At 71.5% G+C, this 16424-nt stretch carries 14 protein-coding genes; 3 read left to right on the top strand and 11 right to left on the bottom strand.

Translation table 11 applies throughout. The features are described from left to right. Positions 1-6: 6 nt before the first annotated feature. The 9 genes from AC3IX6_RS24735 to AC3IX6_RS24695 all read right to left on the bottom strand — a co-directional run bounded on the left by AC3IX6_RS24735 (position 7) and on the right by AC3IX6_RS24695 (position 9753). Complete coding sequence (locus AC3IX6_RS24735) at positions 7-1497, bottom strand: MFS transporter (protein ID WP_489364693.1); 1491 nt, start codon at positions 1495-1497, stop codon at positions 7-9. After that, the gene (locus AC3IX6_RS24730) at positions 1481-2218 is read right to left on the bottom strand and encodes a hypothetical protein (protein ID WP_489364691.1); all 738 of its coding nucleotides are present in this window, start codon (positions 2216-2218) and stop codon (positions 1481-1483) included. Before AC3IX6_RS24730 ends, AC3IX6_RS24735 begins: the two co-directional genes overlap by 17 nt. 60 nt (positions 2219-2278) lie before the next feature. Next, on the bottom strand, positions 2279-3613 hold the full coding sequence (locus AC3IX6_RS24725) for a diaminobutyrate--2-oxoglutarate transaminase family protein (RefSeq protein ID WP_489364690.1): 1335 nt from the start codon (positions 3611-3613) through the stop codon (positions 2279-2281). A gap of 4 nt (positions 3614-3617) precedes the next feature. After that, on the bottom strand, positions 3618-5978 hold the full coding sequence (hypF, locus tag AC3IX6_RS24720; protein WP_489364689.1) for a carbamoyltransferase HypF: 2361 nt from the start codon (positions 5976-5978) through the stop codon (positions 3618-3620). A gap of 22 nt (positions 5979-6000) precedes the next feature. Continuing rightward, complete coding sequence (gene hypE, locus AC3IX6_RS24715) at positions 6001-7026, bottom strand: hydrogenase expression/formation protein HypE (protein WP_489364688.1); 1026 nt, start codon at positions 7024-7026, stop codon at positions 6001-6003. A gap of 43 nt (positions 7027-7069) precedes the next feature. After that, positions 7070-7654 carry a cysteine hydrolase family protein gene (locus AC3IX6_RS24710; protein ID WP_422522557.1) on the bottom strand — a complete coding sequence of 195 codons (585 nt, stop codon included), beginning with the start codon at positions 7652-7654 and terminating at the stop codon, positions 7070-7072. A gap of 332 nt (positions 7655-7986) precedes the next feature. Next, positions 7987-8568 (bottom strand): GNAT family N-acetyltransferase, encoded by a 582-nt coding sequence (locus tag AC3IX6_RS24705; protein ID WP_489364686.1) that lies wholly within the window; start codon positions 8566-8568, stop codon positions 7987-7989. 185 nt (positions 8569-8753) lie between these two features. Continuing rightward, positions 8754-9557, bottom strand: coding sequence for a hypothetical protein (locus AC3IX6_RS24700; RefSeq protein WP_250739588.1), 804 nt, complete (start codon positions 9555-9557; stop codon positions 8754-8756). A 1-nt stretch (position 9558) separates the two neighbouring features. Beyond that, positions 9559-9753 carry a hypothetical protein gene (locus tag AC3IX6_RS24695; RefSeq protein WP_274553234.1) on the bottom strand — a complete coding sequence of 65 codons (195 nt, stop codon included), beginning with the start codon at positions 9751-9753 and terminating at the stop codon, positions 9559-9561. Positions 9754-9958: 205 nt separating this feature from the next. Between AC3IX6_RS24695 and AC3IX6_RS24690 the strand changes: the two genes are divergently transcribed. Next, on the top strand, positions 9959-10834 hold the full coding sequence (locus tag AC3IX6_RS24690; protein WP_489364683.1) for a helix-turn-helix transcriptional regulator: 876 nt from the start codon (positions 9959-9961) through the stop codon (positions 10832-10834). Positions 10835-10897: 63 nt separating this feature from the next. Here AC3IX6_RS24690 and AC3IX6_RS24685 read toward each other — a convergent pair whose 3' ends face one another. After that, the gene (locus AC3IX6_RS24685) at positions 10898-11923 is read right to left on the bottom strand and encodes an EamA family transporter (RefSeq protein ID WP_489364681.1); all 1026 of its coding nucleotides are present in this window, start codon (positions 11921-11923) and stop codon (positions 10898-10900) included. A gap of 108 nt (positions 11924-12031) precedes the next feature. On the opposite strand from AC3IX6_RS24685, the gene AC3IX6_RS24680 reads away from it, so the two are divergent. Together AC3IX6_RS24680 and AC3IX6_RS24675 are read left to right on the top strand one after the other, a co-directional pair. Then, positions 12032-12988, top strand: coding sequence for a LysR family transcriptional regulator (locus AC3IX6_RS24680; protein ID WP_489364680.1), 957 nt, complete (start codon positions 12032-12034; stop codon positions 12986-12988). A 10-nt stretch (positions 12989-12998) separates the two neighbouring features. Then, on the top strand, positions 12999-14861 hold the full coding sequence (locus tag AC3IX6_RS24675) for a glycoside hydrolase family 3 protein (RefSeq protein ID WP_489364678.1): 1863 nt from the start codon (positions 12999-13001) through the stop codon (positions 14859-14861). A 45-nt stretch (positions 14862-14906) separates the two neighbouring features. On the opposite strand, the gene AC3IX6_RS24670 is transcribed toward AC3IX6_RS24675, so the two are convergent. Beyond that, the gene (locus AC3IX6_RS24670) at positions 14907-16376 is read right to left on the bottom strand and encodes a S28 family serine protease (RefSeq protein ID WP_489364676.1); all 1470 of its coding nucleotides are present in this window, start codon (positions 16374-16376) and stop codon (positions 14907-14909) included. Between the last annotated feature and the right edge of the window lie 48 nt (positions 16377-16424).

Genomic DNA, 16424 nt, shown 5'->3' with positions numbered 1-16424 from the left:
TCCTTCTCAGGCATGAGGGGTTACGGACACGGGGTGTTCGCTACCGGGGTGTTCGCTACCGGGGTGTTCGCGGACGCCCCATGAGGCGGCCAGCGCCGCCGCGGCGGTCAGTGCGGGCCACCACGGCAGCCAGCCGCCCAGGCCGGCCGACCTCAGGAGTTCCGCGAGCATCGGGAACGTGCCGCCGAAGAGGCTGATCGCGGCCGCGGTGGGCAGCCCGACGGCGACGGCGCGCACGGCGGGCGGGAACAGCTGCCCCGCGAAGACGTTGCTCACCGCGAGCGGGAGGCCCAGCAGGAAGAGCAGGACCACGGTGACGACGGGGACGGGGACCCGTCCGGAGGTCATGGCCGCCAGCAGCGGCACGCTGCCGAGCGCGAGCCCGGCGAAGCCGAGGCGCAGCACGGGCAGGGCGCCGAACCGGTCGGCCGCCTTGCCGCCGCCGAGCATGGCCGCGAGCAGCGCCACCATGCCGAGGAGCAGGGCGGCGGAGGTCTCCTCCTTGGTGGCGGCTCCGGCGCTCTCGGCGTACGAGGGGAAGTCGACGGTGACGAAGTAGAAGGTGGTGGTGGCCCCGGAGGTGATGGCGAACACCACGGCGAGCCGCCCGAGATGGGCCCGCAGCACCGGCCAGGGGCTCGGGGCCTTCACGGCCGGCGCCTTCACCGCCGGCGCCCGCACCGCTCGCGCCCTCACCGCTCGCGCCCTCACCGCCGGCGCCTTCACCGCTGAGTCCGAATCCGCTCCCGCGGGCGGGGCCGCTCCCTGCGCGGCCCCGCCCGCGGCGGCCGTGAAGACCGCGCTCTCCGCCGCGCCGCGCCGGATCCACAGGGCGGTCAGTCCGAGCAGTCCGCCGAAGACGAAGCCGTAGCGCCAGGCGCCGTCCTCGACTCCGCTCTCCCCGAACACCCCGAGCAAGACGTTCATGACGATGAAGGAGAGCGCGCTGCCCAGCACCACGCCCGCGTAGGAGACGGCGCTGTAGAAGTAGCGGCGGCCGGCCGGCGCGGTCTCGGTGACGTACGCGGCCACGCTCGGGTTCTCCGCGCCGACCGACAGCCCCTGCACCAGCCGGGCCCCGACCACCAGGAGCGGAGCCGCCAGGCCGATGGACGCGTAGCCGGGTACGACGGCCAGGAACAGGGAGCCGGCGGCGATCAGGCCGACGGTGAGGGTCAGTCCGTAGCGCCGGCCGCGGGTGTCGGTGAGGCGGCCGATGAGCACGCTGCCCAGCGGCCGGACCAGGAAGCCGAGGGCGAAGCCCAGGTAGGCGGCGATGAGTTTGGCGGTGGGCGAGGTGCCGGGGAACAGTGCCTCGGCGAAGTAGGGGGCGAGGATGCCGTAGATGGTCCAGTCGTAGGCCTCGACGACCGAGCCGACGGTGGCGGCGGCCAGTTCCCTGCGGGGGCGCCGGGCCGGCGCCGGTGCGGCGGCGGGGGTCACGTCCGCCGCCGCGTCCGCCGCCGGGAGGCCGGCCTGTTCAGTGCTGCTGGTCATCTGTGACTCCGTAGGCCCTGATCAATGAGGTGTCCTGCCCGGGGAAGGGCACGGCGTGCAGCCGGACCCCGGTCGCCGGGAGGGCTTCCAGGCCGGTCAGGCCCGTGAGGGCGGGCAGGCCGGCGGCGGCGAGCGCCGCCGCCACCGGCCCGTTGCCCTCGCGGCTGTCCGTGGCGACGAGGAGCGCGCCCTGCCCGGCGAGCAGGTCCACGGCGTCCTCGGTGAGGTACGGGCCGGCCGCGCGGCCGGTCTGTACGACCACGGCGTGCCCCGCGAGGTCGAAGGGCGCCAGTGCGAGCCGGTCGGCGACGGGCTGTCCGGCTCCGAGGAGCCGGACCAGGACCACGGGAAGGTCCACCAGGCCGGCCAGGCCCGGTGCGGCGCCGCCCGGGCCCGTCGGCCAGGCGGCCCGGGTGGCGGGGCCGGTCAGGTCCGTCGTGGTGCGGCCCACAGCGGCCGAGCCGGTGTTCCGGGAGCCCTTGTGGGGCTCCTGGAGCAGCTCCCGGCGGGTGATCTTCGTACTGCCGACCATCAGCAGTCCGAGGTGGCGGACGATCAGTTCGCCCAGTTCCCCGTCGGCGATGTCGTCACCGGGGATGTCCAGGCGGAACCCCTGCATCTGCAGGGCGCCTCCGTTGCTGAAGACGACCTCCGCGTCGAAGTCGACCCGCCACTCGCCGCCGTGCTCACCGCTGTTGTTCGTTCCCGTGGCCATTGCCATGTCCGCTGTCCCTACTCTTCGTGGATCCGTGCTCTGCCGTGCCGAGCCGGCCGATCCGGCTCAGGCGCAGTCGATCAGAGCTTTCTCCAGGGCCGCCGCCATCTCGTGGATCTCCTCGTCGGTGATCACCAGTGGCGGAAGCAGCCGGAGCACGGCGCCGTGCCGGCCGCCGCTCTCCAGCAGCAGCCCGTGGTCCAGGCAGGCGCGCTTGATGCGCTTGGCCCGGGCCCCGTCCGCGGGCAGCGACCCGAGGAGGTCGGCCGGACCCGTGGGGTCCACGATCTCGATGCCCCACATCAGCCCCCGGCCGCGGACCTGGCCGATCTCGGGGTGCCCGGCGGCCAGCCGCCCGAGGAGCGCGCCGATCACCTTGCCCTTGGCGGCGGCCTGTTCGATCAGTCCCTCGGACTCCGTGACCCGCATGGCGGCGAGTCCCGCGACCAGGGCGATCTGATTGCCGCGGAAGGTGCCCGCGTGGGCTCCGGGCGTCCAGGCGTCGTACTTGCCGTGGTAGAGCAGCAGCGACAGCGGGAAGCCGCCGCCGGCCGCCTTGGACACGAGGACGGCGTCCGGCTCGATCCCGGACTCCTCGAAGGCCCACATGGTGCCGGTGCGTCCGAAGCCGGCCTGGATCTCGTCCAGGACCAGCGGGATGTCCAGCCGGGCGGTGATCTCCCGCAGCCCGCGCAGCCAGGCGGCCGGCGCCGGGATCACCCCGCCCTCGCCCTGGACGGCTTCGACGAAGATCGCGGCCGGTGTGGTGATGCCGCTCTCCGGGTCGGTGAGCAGCCGCTCGATGTAGGTGAGGCCGGCCCGGATGCCCGCCTCGCCGCCGATGCCGAAGGGGCAGCGGTAGTCGTAGGGATAGGGGAGGTGGTGGACGTCCGGCATGAGGGACGGCACGGATTCCTTGGCGCCCAGGTTGCCGGTGAGGGCGAGGGCGCCCGCCGTCATCCCGTGGTAGGCCCCGTGGAAGGAGATCACCGTCCGGCGGCCGGTGGCGATCTTGAACAGCTTGATGGCGGCTTCGGTGGCGTCGGTGCCCGCCGGTCCGCAGAACTGCGTCTTGAAGGTGTCCGCCATGGTGCCCGGCAGCTTGGAGTACAGCGCCCGGAGGTACTCGTACTTGGCCGGGGTGGTCAGGTCCAGTGCCTGCTGGACCTGACCGGAGGTGAGGTATTCCCCCACCGCGGCCAGGACGTCCGGGTGGTTGTGCCCCAGGGCGAGGGTGCCCGCCGCGGCGAGGCAGTCCAGGTACGCGCGGCCGTGCCCGTCGCGGATGCGTGCGCCGTGGCCTTCGGCGAGGAGCTTGCCGAAGGCGTTGGCATAGGTCCGGGCGCCCGATTCGCGCTCCTCGACGAAGGTGTACATCTCGTCCGGCGTGAGGGTGGTCACGTCGTCACTTCCTCAGGTGTGAGCGGGCGTCGGCGACCATGACCTGGCCGAGGGCGATCCCTCCGTCATTGGTCGGAACGAGCCGGTGGACATAGGTGTCGAACCCGTCGGCGGTCAGCCCGGTCAGACAGTTGAGCAGCAGGAACTCGTTGAGGAACACGCCTCCGGAGAGGGCGACCTGGTTGACGCCGGTCTCCTCCCGCAGGGCCTTGCAGCGCTCGCGGACCATGTCGACGACGGCCGTGTGGAACCGGCGGCTGATCCGGTCCACGGGCAGTCCGGCGGCGATGTCGTCCGCCATGGCTCGGATCACGGGCCGGGGGTCCACCTCGGTCAGACCGTCCGCCTCGTAGGACCCGAAGCGGTACGAGGCCTGCGGCTCGCGGGTGGCGTCGCGGTCGAGCAGCCCCTCCAGCTCGATCGGGCCCTGGGCCTCGTACTCGGCCTTGGCGCAGACCCCGGCGAGGGCGGCGGCCCCGTCGAAGAGGCGGCCCATGCTGGAGGTGGGCGGGGAGTTGATCCCGCGGGCCGCCATCGTCGCGAAGACCTGGCGGCGCTGCGCGTCGAGGCCGGCGAGGGCGGGGAAGCCCGCCAGGGCCCGGTCCCCGTCCCCGTCGAAGGCGTCCAGGGCCAGTGCGTACCCGGTGCGGATGGGTTCGCGCACGGCCTGGTCGCCGCCGATCAGCGGCAGCCGGCGCATCCGGCCGACCCGGCGGTAGGCGGCGAAGTCCCCGAGGAGGAACTCCCCGCCCCACACCGTGCCGTCCTCGCCGTAGCCGAAGCCGTCGAAGATCACGCCGAGGGTGGTGCCGCTCACGTGGTTCTCCGCCATGCAGGAGGCCATGTGGGCGTGGTGGTGCTGGACTTCCACGGTGGGGAGCGCCGGGCCCGTGCCGTCGTCGTCCAGGGCGGCCCGGGTGGAGCGGAACTGCGGGTGCATGTCGTGCGCCGTGACCTCCGGCTTGAGCGCGTACAGCTGCGCCAGGTGCCGGGCGGTGCGGTGGTGCGCGGCGAAGGTCTCGTCGTTCTTGAGGTCGCCGATGTGCTGGCTGAGGAAGACCTGGGAGCCGTTGGTGAGGGCGACGGTCGTCTTCAGTTCGGCGCCGAGGGCGACCACGGGGGCCACCTCGCGGCCGACGTCCACCGGGTAGGGGGCGTAGCCGCGGGCCCGCCGGATGAACTGGAGCAGCGGCTCGTCGAGTTCGGGGTGGTCGGAGAGGCGGACCACCGAGTCGTCGACGCGGATCTCGATGTCGCGGTCGTGGTAGAGGATCACGTCCGCGATCTCGAAGAGCTGCTCCAGGGCCTCCTCGTTGCGGTAGGCGATGGGATAGCCGGAGATGTTGCCGCTGGTGGCGACGAGCGCTTCGAGGCCGGGCTCGTCCAGCAGCAGGTGGTGGTGGGGTGCCGAGGGCAGCATGATCCCCAGGTTGGGGTTGCGCGGGGCCACGGACTCCGGGAGGGAGCCCGGGCGCTTGCGGGCCAGCAGGATGGGCCGGGCCGGCGAGCGCAGGACGTCGATCTCCGCCTCGGAGAGGTCCACCAGGCCCTGTGCCGTGGCGAGATCGCGGACCATCACCGCGAACGGCTTGGAGTCGCGGCGCTTGCGGCTGCGCAGCAGGGCCACGGCCTCCGCGTTCGTCGCGTCCACCACGAGGTGGAAGCCGCCGACGCTCTTCATGGCCGCGATCCCGCCGTCGGCCAGGACCCGGGCGGCCCGCAGGAGGGCCTCGTCCCCTTCGGCCGTGCCCCCCTCGCGGTCCTGGAGCAGCAGCCTGGGGCCGCAGTCCGGGCACGCGTTGGGCTGCGCGTGGTAGCGCCGGTCCATCGGGTCCTCGTACTCGTTCTTGCAGTCCGCGCACATGGTGAAGGTGGCCATGGTGGTCATCGGACGGTCGTACGGCAGGTCCTGGATGATGGAGTACCGGGGCCCGCAGTTGGTGCAGTTGATGAACGGGTAGCGGTGCCGGCGGTCCTTCGGGTCGCGAAGTTCCGCCTGGCAGTCGCCGCATACGTGGGTGTCCGCCGGGAGCAGCGCGGACCGGGCTCCGGTGTGCTCGCTGTGCACGATGGTGAACGGGCCCGCGGGCACGGTGCCGCGGTCCAGTCCCCGGGTCGGCCGGACCTCGTCCACCCGGGCGAGTTCGGGGGCACGGCCGCTGAGGCCCTCCGCGAACTCCTCCAGGGCGGCGACCGGTCCGGACGCCTCCACCAGCACGCCTTCGGGGTCGTTGCGAACCCAGCCGGAGAGGCCGAGTTCACGGGCCAGCTTGTAGACGAACGGCCGGTAGCCGACGCCCTGGACCACGCCGGTGACGCGGATGCGCCACTCGTCCGTGACGGTCTGCTGCTCGGTGCTGCTCATGGCGGTTTCCTCGGTCCCTTTCTCAGCAGAGCCGGGGGAGTTCGGCGCCGAGGAGTTCCTCCAGCTGGGTTTCGCGGCCGTCCTTGTCGCGCAGCAGCACCAGGCCCTCGGTGTCCTCGGAGATCTCGCCGATGGTGACCGCGTGCTTGCCGTAGGGCAGCGAGCGCAGGGCGGCCAGTACGTCGGCCTCCGCCTCCGGGGCCACGAAGACCGCGAGGCAGCCCTCGTTGGCGCAGTGCAGCGGGTTGATGCCGAGCATGTCGGCGGCCATCGCGGTCTCGTGCTGGATGGGCAGGTCGTCCTGGGCGACGCGGATGGTGCGGCCGAGCTTGTGGGCGTACTCGTGGAGCACGGCGGTCAGGCCGCCGCGGGTGACGTCGCGCATCGAGCGGACGGCGCCGGCTGCCACGGTCGACAGGACCGTGTCGACCAGGCCGTTGAGGGGTGCGCAGTCGCTGTCCACGCGCTGTTCGAAGCCGAGGCCCTCGCGGATGGAGAGCAGGTGCACCGTGTGGTTGCCGATGGGCCCGCTGAGGATCACCTTGTCGCCGGGGCGCACGTCGGTCATGGTGAGCGGCTCGCGCTCGAAGACCCCGACGCCCGCGGTGTTCAGGTAGATCTGGTCGGCCTCGCCCTTGCGGACCACCTTGGTGTCCCCGCCGACGATCTGTACGCCGGCCTCGCGGGCGGTGTCGCGGATCGACTCCAGGACCTGGACCAGCTTGGGGATGGGGAGACCGGTCTCCAGGATCATCCCGAGGGTGAGGTACTTGGGCCGGGCGCCGGCCACGGCCAGGTCGTTGACGGTGCCGCAGACCGCGATCTTCCCGATGTCCCCGTTGCCGAAGAACGGCGGGTCGATCACGAAGGAGTCGGTGGTCATCGCGATGCGGTCGCCCTCGATCTTGAGGACCGCGCTGTCCTCCATGATGCCGACGTACACGTCGCCGAGGGTCGCCGCGATCAGCTGGACCAGGTCCTGGCTCAGCTTCGCGCCGGTGCCGTGGTCGAGGACGATGAATTCGGTGGGATCCACGCTCGTGGTCATGCCTGTTCCTTTCTGGAACGGGGAGGTGTGGGGAGGGGCGTGGTCACGGGGTCTTGATGTTCTTGCGGGGCAGGCCGCCCTCGGCGTCGAGGACCTTGATGACCTCGGCGGAGTCGGTCACCGTGGCGCAGTAGCCCTCCAGCCAGTCCAGGGCGCGCTGCTTGTCGTCCAGGCGGGCCGAGACGACGCAGTCGGAGGGGACCCAGATGTTGTAGCCGCGGAAGAACGCGTCGGCGGCGGTGGTCTGGACGCATATCTGCGTCTGCATGCCGGTGATCAGCACGGTGTCCACGCCGAGGGCCTGGAGGCGCTCGTGCAGGTCGGTCTCGTAGAAGCCCGAGTCCTTGCTCTTCTCCATGACGACGTCCTCGGGGGCCAGGAAGGCCTCGATGATGTCGGCGCCGTGGGTGCCGCGCTGGACCGGGAGGTGGCCGTCGTAGCGCTCGGCGTTCGGGTCGTCCGGGTCGTTGACGAGCTGCAGGTGGAAGATGTGGTGGCCGCGGCTGCGCATCTCGTCGAGGAAACCGGTGAAGTGCGGGGTCGCGGCCTCGACGGCGGCGACGCGCTCCGGGTTCTTCTCGACCAGTTCGTACTGGAGGTCGTTGGTCAGGACGGCGATCTTGGACATGGCTGTGCCCTTCGGTGGAGTGGTGTGGTCCCGGAGCCCGTCCGGCGCACGTCGAAGTGCGCCCCGGCGGGCGGTGGGTGAAGTGCGAGGGGTGTGCGTGCACCGGCCGGTCGGCCGCGAAGGGCCGTACCGCACGGGCGCATCGGCCCGGTCGGTGTACGGCGTGCTCGGTGCGGGGGCCTGCGCGGCCCTGGGGAGCGGCGCGGCGGTGGGGAGGGGTGCGGCGGTGGGGAGAGGGGTGCGGGTGCGCGGAGCGTACCTCAGGCGTGGTGCGCGTACGGCTTGCTACGCCTGCGGGCTGCCGGCAGGGGGATCGGACCGGGGTTGAACGGTCAGCTCGCGACCGCGACGCGGTCGGACTCGAGCTCGTGCAGCCAGGTGCCGGTGGCCTCGAAGTGGGCCGTGATGTCGGCGAGCCGGGCGTGCATGTAGAAGCCGGTGACGGGGCGGCCGTCGGCGCGGGCGTAGTCGGGCAGCCGGCCGTACTCGCGGAAGCCCAGGCGCTGCCAGAGCGCGGAGGGGCCGTCGTCGCGGACTTCGAGCGTGATGACGTCGCAGCCCATCTCGCCGACCTTGCGCAGGGCCTCGGCCCAGCCTTCGAGCAGGAACTGCCCGCGGTGGTCGGGGGCCACGACGCAGCGGCGCATTTCGACGATGTGGCGCCGGGCGGGCAGCGGGGCCCGGGCGAGCGTCACCATGCCGACGATGCGGCCTTCGTCGGTGCGGACGTGGAGGAGGTCGACGGCGCCCTTGCGCAGGTCGGCCTCGAAGGCCCGCATCAGGGGCAGGCCCTTCTCCAGTCCCACGGGTTCGTAGAAGCCGAGGGTCATCTCCTTGACCGCGACGGCGTCCATCAGTTCGATCATTTCGCGCATGTCCTGTTCGGACAGTTCGCGCGGCCATGAATAGTGCATCGTCTTCCTTGGTGAGTAGACGGTGGAGCAGCCGGACCCCGGACATCGCGGCGCTGCCCCCGTGGGGGCGGCGCGGCACATCTGGAACGCAATGCCCGGGATCGCCGGACTGCGGGAGTGTCGGCCCTTCGGCCCCTTAGGGCGTCGGCCCTTCAGGGCGTCGCCGGCAGGTGTGGGCCGGTCGGTCAGACCGAAGCGGTGGCCTTCGTCTGCAGGTTGGTCTGTACGGCGGCGGCCGGTGCGGCCTGGGTCAGCAGCGAGGCGTCCGCGCCGGCACCGAGCACGGTGGCCGCGTAGACCTCGACGAAGTAGGACACGAACAGCGAGTTGATCTTGATGAGGTGTTCGACGAAGCGCTCCTCGTCGGCCTCGTCCTTGATGATGCGCATGATCAGGTTCCAGACCATGTCGACGTGGTCGTCGTCGTCGTCGAGGGCCAGGTGGGCGCGGGCGCCCTTGGTCTTGTCGGCGCCGACGTGCTGCTCCATGATGTCCAGCCAGTCGGGCTGCGTCTTGCCCGCGATGTACTCCAGGTAGAACCCGCTGATCATCGCGGCCAGCGGACCTTCCGTGGCCATCGTGTAGTAGAAGTAGCCGTTGAGCAGCTCGGTGGCGAAGGTCGGACGGATCGCGTAGATCTCCTCGTCCGTCATGCCGACCTTGTGCAGGTCGCCGGCGAACATGCGGTCGTGGCGGCCCTCCTCCGCTCCGTACAGGCCCCATTCCTTGCAGAGCTGCGGGTCCCGGGTGGCCCAGTAGTTGGCGATGAGCGGGTCGACGGCACGCTTGAGACCGATCCGGATCATCGTCTCGACGTTGTGCCGCTTGTACAGCTCGAGGTCGAACTTCTCCTTGTCGAGCATCCCGTCGGCGCCCGCGCTGCGCTCGTAGAAGTCCCGCTCGAACTTCAGCAGGAGCTCGTCGACGCGCTTGCGGAACTCAGGGCGCTGCAGGTTGGAGTACGTGTTGTACGACTTACTACGAGGCATCTCATCCCCAGCCGAGATCGTTGACTACCTGACCCGGACCAGTGGCGGCGGCGATGTTCGCCGCACCACTCGTCGACGGGGCGAGGAAGACGGTCACCGCGAAAGTTGCCGCAATGGCGATGAGGAAACTCGCTATACGTGGCATGCTTGCCTGCCCCTCAAGATGTCTTGCGGTCCGGATCAGCTTCGGCTTCATCCTGTCCGTTCGACGACATCCGGAGCCATCCCTTTCTGGGATCATGTTGCCGCTGGCGAAAACATGACAGGGGGATGAATTGAACCCAATCAGACAAGTCCACCCTTTTCCCGTACCCCGGCTCACCCCTGCCGGAGACCGTCTCTACCGGTTCTGTACACAGACACCGGGTACAACATGCGAAACAGCTGCCGCGGCTCTGGACATGGACGCCTCAGAGGTGGAGGAAGCCGCGATCGCCCTGGACGAACTGGGGCTCCTCAGCAAGTGCCCCGTAACGGGCATCTACACCTCCTACCCCGTGGACCACGCGCGCATCAAGGTCCTCAACCCGGCGCAGCACAGCCTGAACGAGACGCAGACCTTCCTCGATCAACTACGCGGAGATTTAGATGAGTTGACCCTCACGACGGCGCACTTGCAGGACGACGCCACACTGGAGCTGGTCCCGGGCGTGGGGGACGTCCGCAAGCTCATCGCCGGCCTCGCGGACGGCACGCGCACCGAGGTACTGACCTCCCAGCCCGGCGGAGCCCGGGACGAGGAGGTGCTCCAGGAGAGCCTGGAGCGCACCGAACGGCTGCTGGAACGCGGCGTGCGGATGCGGACCCTGTACCAGCACACGGCCCGGTTCAGCCCGGCCACCGCGTCCTTCGTCGGCCGGGTCACGCCGCTCGGCGCGGAGGTGTGCACGCTCGCCCACGGATTTCCGCGCTGCATCATCTTCGACAGGGAAGTGGCGATCCTTCCGCTCGCGGACGGATCCCACGGAGCGGCCGTATCGAGAAACAGCCACCTTGTCTCATTTCTTGTGGAGGCTTTCGAGCGGGCCTGGAGCGCGGCCGAGAAATTCACCTCGGAGGACGACCGGCCGGCCCGCGCGGCCATTACCTCCGACATTCAGCAGACCATCGTCTCGCTGCTCATCCAGGGTGAATCGGACAATCGAATAGCGCATGTGGTCGGCATATCGTTGCGGAATTGCCAACGCCACATTGCGAACATCATGAAGAGCATCGGAGCCCGCAACCGGCTGCACGCCGGATATCTGCTGGGCAAGGAGCCTTTCAACGGCGTCTGAGCCTCCGGTCGCCCGGGCCGCACGGGGGCGGCACGGGCGGCCGGGGAGCCGGAAGCGTTCCCGCTAGCGACCGCCCGCGGCCGGAAGCGGAACCGGGCCGGGGTCGGGTGCGGGCGCCTCCGCGGCCGCGGGCACGGGCGCCCGGTCCATCGGCTCCGCGGCTTGCGGCACCTCCGCCGCGGCTTCCGCTTGTGCCTGCGAACCCGCCTCCGCTTCCGCCGCCGCGGGCCTGGGCTTCGAGGGGACGAGCGAGGTCACCGCCACCCCGCCGACCAGCAGGACGGCCGCCACCCAGCGCAGCCCGCTCACTTCCTCCCCCAGCACCAGCGCCGCCGAGCTCATCCCGAAGACCGGCACCAGCAGCGAGAACGGGGCCACCGAGGAGGCGGGATAGGTGCGCAGCAGGAACCCCCACGCCCCGAAGCCGAACACCGTGGTGATCCAGGCGAGGTACACGATGACCCCGACCCCGCTCCAGTCGAGCCCGCGCAGCGCGGCCAGGTCCCGCTCGGGGCCCTCGATCAGCAGCGAGAGCCCGGCCAGCGGCAGCACCGGCACCACGCTCACCCACACCATGAAGTTGAGGGCGTCGGGCGGGGACGCCTTGCGGGTCAGCACGTTGGACACGCCCCAGCACGCGGCAGCCGCGATCACCATCGTGAAGCCCAGCACCGGCCCCGACGCGCCTTCGTCCACGGCGGCCACCGCGATTCCCGCGAAGGCCACGGTCATGCCCGCGATCCGCAGCCCGCCCGGCCGCTCCTTGAGCACGACGGCCGCGAACACGGCCGTGAACACCGCCTGCGCCTGGAGGACCAGCGAGGACAGCCCGGCGGGCATCCCGTTGGCCATCCCGGAGAAGAGCAGCCCGAACTTCGCGATGCCGAGGACCACGCCGACCGCGATGATCCACTTCCACGCCACCTTGGGGCGCCCGACGAAGAACACCGCCGGCAGGGCCGCGACCAGGAAGCGCAGGGCGGACAGCAGCAGCGGCGGGAACGATCCGAGCCCGAACTCGATGACGACGAAGTTGAAACCCCAGACCGCGGCTACGAGGACCGCGAGGGCGGTGTGAATGGGTCGCATGGTCCGAGCATCCGCTCATCAACCATTTAGCACTAGCGCGGATGTCTTCAGGGTCGGATGTAGCGTTGCTTCATCCAACTCCCCTGCCCGCGCCCTAAGCTGCCTGGCATGCTCGACCTCTCCCGGCTGCGCGCCCTGCACGCCGTCTCCGTCCACGGCTCGGTCGGCGCCGCCGCGGCCGCCCTCGGATACACCCCCTCCGCCGTCTCCCAGCAGATCGCCAAGCTGGAACGGGAGACCCGCACCACCCTGCTCGAACGCCACGGCCGCGGTGTCGCCCTCACCGAGGAGGCCAAGCTGCTGGCCGCGACGGCCCAGCAGCTGATGGACATCTCGGAGCAGGCCGAGACCGCGCTGGAGGAGTCCCGCGGCCAGCCCGTCGGCCGGCTGCGGGTGGCCGCCTTCGCCTCGGCCGCCCGCGGCCTGCTCCCCGGGGTCCTCGCCGATCTGGCCCACCGTCACCCGGCCCTGGAAGTACGGCTCACGGAGATCAACCCGCACCTGTCGATGGACCTGGTCTCGCGCGGGGTCACCGACCTGGCGGTGACCCACGACTGGGACATCGCCCCGCTGCCCGCCCCCGAGGGCGTGGAGCAGGCCGTGATCGGGGACGACCGCTGCGACCTGGTGGTGCCCGCCGGGCACCCCTTCACCTCCCGCGCCGTCATCCACCGTTCGGACCTGGGCGGGCAGCGCTGGGTGTGCCAGCCGCCCGGCCGGGTCTGCCACGACTGGCTGGTACGGACCCTGCGCACGGCCGGGTTCGAGCCCGACATCACCCACGTCGCCGAGGAGAACCACACCATCGTCGCGCTGGTCGCCGCCGGGCTCGGGGTGGCCGTCGTACCGCGGCTGGGCACCGGGACGCTGCCGCCCGGCGCGGTGGCCGTACCGCTGGAGCCGGGCCCCGTACGCCGGTTGTACGCCCTGTGGCGGACCGGGGCCGCCCGCCGGCCGGCGATCACCGAGGCCGTACGGACCCTGCGCGAGCACTGGCCCCGGGTGGCCCCCCGTCCGGGGGACTCCGCGAGTGTCCCCCGCTCCGAAGGCCCCGCCCCGCAGTAGCGTCCGGCGCGTGCCGAACCACGCCTCCCGCCGGACCCTGCTCACCGTGGCCGCCGTGGCCGCCGTCACCGCCGCGGGGGTCGCCTCCGCCTCGGTGGGCCCCGCCCGGAACCCCGGCGACCCGACCCCCGACGACGCCCGGCCGGGCGACCGCGCACCGGGGCGCTCCCCCGCCCCCCGGGTCCGGCCGCGCGAGACGGTGGAGCGGATGAGCCTGGCCGAACTGGTCGGGCAGCTCTTCGTGTCGCGGGCGTACGGGCACGCGGCGACCGAGCCCGACCCCGAGGACGCCGCGCTCAACCAGCAGGCGTTCGGGGTCCGCACCCCCGCCGAGCTGGTCGCCCGCTACCACCTCGGCGGGATCGTCTACTTCGGCTGGGCGCACAACACCCGCTCCCCGCGCCAGATCGCCGAGCTGTCGGCCGGCCTCCAGCGGGCGGCCGCCGACTCCGGAGCGGGCGTCCCGCTGCTGCTCTCCATCGACCAGGAGCACGGCGCCGTCGCCCGCGTGGGCCGGCCCGCGACCCTGCTCCCGGGGGCCATGGCGCTTGGGGCCCTGGCCCTGGGGACCGGCGGTTCCACCGCCGAGGCCCGCCGGGCCGCACGCATCGCGGGCACCGAGCTGGTGGCCATGGGCATCCGGCACAACTACGCCCCGGTGGCCGACGTGAACGTCGATCCCGCCAACCCGGTCATCGGCGTACGGTCCTTCGGCTCCGACCCGCAGGCGGTGTCGGCCCTGGTCTCCGCCCAGATCCGCGGCTACCAGAGCGCCGGGGTGGCCGCCACGGCGAAGCACTTCCCGGGGCACGGGGACACCGGCACCGACAGCCACGTCGGGCTGCCCCTGATGACCCACACGCGCGCGCGGTGGGAGGAGCTGGACGAGCCGCCGTTCCGGGCGGCGGTGGAGGCGGGCGTCGACGTGGTGATGACGGCGCACATCGTCTTCCCCGCGCTCGACCCCTCGGGGGATCCGGCGACCCTCTCGCGGCCGATCGTCACCGGGATCCTGCGCGAACGCCTGGGCTTCCGCGGGGTGGTGGTGACCGATGCCCTCGACATGGCCGGGGTCCGCCAGAAGTACGGGGACGACCGGGTCCCGGTGCTGGCCCTAAAGGCGGGCTGCGACCAGCTGCTGAACCCGCCGGACCTGGGGCTGGCCGTCCGCAGCGTACTGGCGGCCGTGGAGTCGGGCGAGCTGACGCGGGCCCGGATCGAGGAGTCGGTGCTGCGGATCCTGGAACTGAAGGCCCGCCGGGGCCTGTTCGACACGGCGGCGCGGGCCAAGGACGCGGCGCGGGCCATGGACGCGGTGGATGCGGCCGTCGGCATCCCGGCGCACCTGGCGGCCGCCGGGGAGATCGCGGACCGCACGACGACCCTGCTGGCCAATCCGGTGGGGCTGCTGCCGCTGGATCCGGCGGACCGACCGCTGCTCCTGGTCACGGGGACCGACCCGGTCTCCCCCACGGGGACGACGGGACCCCCCACCGCGGTACTGGCCCGGGAGCTGTCCGCGCTGGGCTGCCGGGCGACGGCCCTGCCGCCCGCCCGCGCGGTGGCGGCCGCCCCCGGCAACGCGGCCGTGCTCGTGTGCACGTACAACGTCCCCGGAGGCGAGAGCCCGCAGCGCGAGCTGGTCACGAAACTGCTGGCCACCGGCGTGCCGGTGGTCCTGGTGGCGATCCGCAACCCCTACGACCCGGCCCGTCTGCCGGCGTGCGCGGCCGAACTGGCCACGTACACCTGGACGGACGTGGAGCTGCGGGCGGCGGCCCGGGTGGTCACCGGGACCGTACGCCCCACCGGGCGCCTGCCCGTCCCGGTGCCGGGCCGCTACCCGCTGGGCCACGGGCTGGCGTACGGGTAGTCCCCGTACCCCTCCCGCGGCCCCACGGGTCCGCCTGCCGAGGTCCTACGGGCGCAGCATCGGCTCGCGCTCGATGTCGCGCTGGTCGAGCTGCGCGTCCGGCTTCGCCAGCGGCGCGGCCTTCGCGGCGCCGCTGGGCGTGGTGGCCGGGGCCACTCCGGCCCACTTCAGGATCTTCTCGGTGGCCAGCGCCTTCTCGGCTTCCATGAGCTTGGAGACGTTGGCTCCGTGGTTGGCGCCCGGAGCGATCATCACGTAGCTGTCGCGGGCCCCGTAGCCGAGGTGGAACGGTTCGGCACCCCACGGGTCGTTCTGCCCGTTGATGAAGAGCATCTGGTTCGCGTTGTTCTTCACCCAGGTGTCGATGTCCCGCATGGCCGCCGGCTGGAAGGTCATCGGGATGTCGCGGGGCACGAAGTTGCGCGGCGGCTGGTAGCCGTAGCGGCTCAGGTCACCCAGGTGGGGCTGCTTGATGTCGGGGGACCCGAGCTGGGTGCCCGCCTGGTAGTAGTACGGGGTGTACGTCTCCAGGCCCTGGTCGGCATAGGCCGAGAAGCCGGAGATCGCGTCGATCGTGTCCCAGATCTCCTGGTCGGTCGCGGTGGCCGCGGCCGGGATCGTGGCGCAGTCGGCGAGCAGGCTGTACTGCCAGAAGGCCCACACGTAGTCGAGCACGACGGCCTCGTAGGCCTTGTCGAGGTTGCCGACGGTGGTGAAGGTCCAGCCGTTCTCGGCGGCGGCGGCCGCGTACTTGGCCTCCAGCGGCTCGCGGCGCACGAGCGCCTCGCGCTGCACCGCGTTCAGCTTGTCGCGGCACTCCTTGGTGCCGACCTTGGCGAAGAACCGGTCGTAGGCCGAGTCCTCCTTGTTCACCACGTCGTTGGGGGCGACGTACGCGACGACGCCGTCCATGTCGCGCGGGTAGAAGCGCTCGAAGTAGGTGGCCGTCATGCCGCCCTTGCTGCCGCCCGTGGCCAGCCAGTTCTTCTTGTAGACCTTCTTCAGGGCGGTGAAGACGCGGTGCTGGTCACTGGCGGCCTGCCAGATGTCCAGGTTCGCCCAGTTGGCCGGATCGGGGCGGGACGGGGTGAAGAAACGGTACTCCAGCGACACCTGGTTGCCGTCGACTATGGTCGTCGGCTCGCTGCGGCGCGGGTTGGTGTTGACGTTGTAGCCGGAGGTGAAGAACACCGTGGGCCGCGTGACGTCCTTGTGCAGCAGGGTCAGGCGCTGCTTGAAGGTGCCCTTCCACGGCGCCCGGTGGTCGACCGGCTGCTCGTAGTTCAGGACGAAGAAGCGGTAGCCGGGGTACGGCTTCTCCTCGATCAGGCTCATCCCCGGGATCGCGAGGATCCGGTCCTTGATGTCTTCCGTGGCGGCCTTGGCATCCGTGGCGGTGGCATCCGTGACGGCGGACGGTTCCGCGGCGGTGGCCGCTTGCGCCGTGGTGCCGGCCGCACCCACGGTGCCGATCAGCACCGCGAGCGACAGCAGCCATCCGAGCTTCTTGCGCATTCACACTCCCCATGAGTTCACATCGGTCGCCGTGAACCTAGCCGGGGG

It is taken from the genome of Streptomyces sp. GL_141, assembly GCF_057834385.1.
Note: the sequence above shows the minus strand (reverse complement) of the source record. Positions and strands in the feature narration are given on the sequence as shown.

Coding starts and splice junctions, on each gene's coding strand:
- AC3IX6_RS24700 (WP_250739588.1), bottom strand. CDS start 9,557: ATGCCTCGTAGTAAGTCGTACAACACGTACTCCAACCTGCAGCGCCCT.
- AC3IX6_RS24670 (WP_489364676.1), bottom strand. CDS start 16,376: ATGCGCAAGAAGCTCGGATGGCTGCTGTCGCTCGCGGTGCTGATCGGC.
- AC3IX6_RS24680 (WP_489364680.1), top strand. CDS start 12,032: ATGCTCGACCTCTCCCGGCTGCGCGCCCTGCACGCCGTCTCCGTCCAC.
- AC3IX6_RS24695 (WP_274553234.1), bottom strand. CDS start 9,753: ATGAAGCCGAAGCTGATCCGGACCGCAAGACATCTTGAGGGGCAGGCA.
- hypF (WP_489364689.1), bottom strand. CDS start 5,978: ATGAGCAGCACCGAGCAGCAGACCGTCACGGACGAGTGGCGCATCCGC.
- hypE (WP_489364688.1), bottom strand. CDS start 7,026: ATGACCACGAGCGTGGATCCCACCGAATTCATCGTCCTCGACCACGGC.
- AC3IX6_RS24710 (WP_422522557.1), bottom strand. CDS start 7,654: ATGTCCAAGATCGCCGTCCTGACCAACGACCTCCAGTACGAACTGGTC.
- AC3IX6_RS24730 (WP_489364691.1), bottom strand. CDS start 2,218: ATGGCAATGGCCACGGGAACGAACAACAGCGGTGAGCACGGCGGCGAG.
- AC3IX6_RS24735 (WP_489364693.1), bottom strand. CDS start 1,497: ATGACCAGCAGCACTGAACAGGCCGGCCTCCCGGCGGCGGACGCGGCG.
- AC3IX6_RS24685 (WP_489364681.1), bottom strand. CDS start 11,923: ATGCGACCCATTCACACCGCCCTCGCGGTCCTCGTAGCCGCGGTCTGG.
- AC3IX6_RS24690 (WP_489364683.1), top strand. CDS start 9,959: ATGGACGCCTCAGAGGTGGAGGAAGCCGCGATCGCCCTGGACGAACTG.
- AC3IX6_RS24705 (WP_489364686.1), bottom strand. CDS start 8,568: ATGCACTATTCATGGCCGCGCGAACTGTCCGAACAGGACATGCGCGAA.